Origin of the sequence: Shewanella saliphila (assembly GCF_014648295.1) — a bacterium.
Taxonomy (GTDB): Bacteria; Pseudomonadota; Gammaproteobacteria; order Enterobacterales; family Shewanellaceae; genus Shewanella; species Shewanella saliphila.
The window spans coordinates 1-674 of sequence record NZ_BMQV01000113.1; the positions used below are offsets into that span (position 1 = coordinate 1).

Genomic DNA, 674 nt, shown 5'->3' on the forward strand with positions numbered 1-674 from the left:
GGAGTCATGCGGTGGCTCCCACTGGTTGGCAAGAAAATGCCAAGCACTCGGTCATGAGGTTAAACTCATCCCTCCCCAATATGTTAAACCTTACGTTAAAACAAATAAAAATGATTATATTGATGCTGATGCTGATGCGATAGCTGAAGCATGCACAAGGCCGTCGATGCGCTTTGTTGGTGTAAAAACAGAAACCTCACAAGTCATTAGTGTTATTCAGCGTGTTCGGTCTAGTTATATCAAAGAGCGGACAGCATGTATGTCACGCATTGGGGCAATCTTACTTGAGTTTGGCATGAGCTTTCCTAGAGGGCATGCCAAAATGAAAGTGTTATTTCAATGGATTGCCGATAACAGTGAACCGCTCCCAGCCATGTTGATGCAAGAATTGATAGAGCACCATGAGTACTATTTACTGCTTAATGAGCGCATAGCAGGTCAAGATAAAAAGCTTAAACAGCTTGTCGAACAAGACGTGCGAGCGCAGTTATTAAAGACGATACCTGGGGTGGGAGATTTAACTGCGGCTCAGTGTTTAGCCGATATCTCTGATGTCACTCATTTCAAAAATGGTCGTCAAATGGCCGCATGGATAGGGTTAGTCCCTCATCAATATTCAACGGGAGGTAAATCGACCTTGCTGGGTATCAGTAAGCGTGGGAATAAGGCATTAA

1 protein-coding gene is annotated in these 674 nt (G+C 44.1%); it reads left to right on the plus strand.

All coding sequences use genetic code 11. The annotated features are described in order from the left end of the window. A partial coding sequence (locus IEY48_RS20325) for an IS110 family RNA-guided transposase (protein WP_188923348.1) occupies positions 1–674 on the plus strand: 674 nt, incomplete at both ends.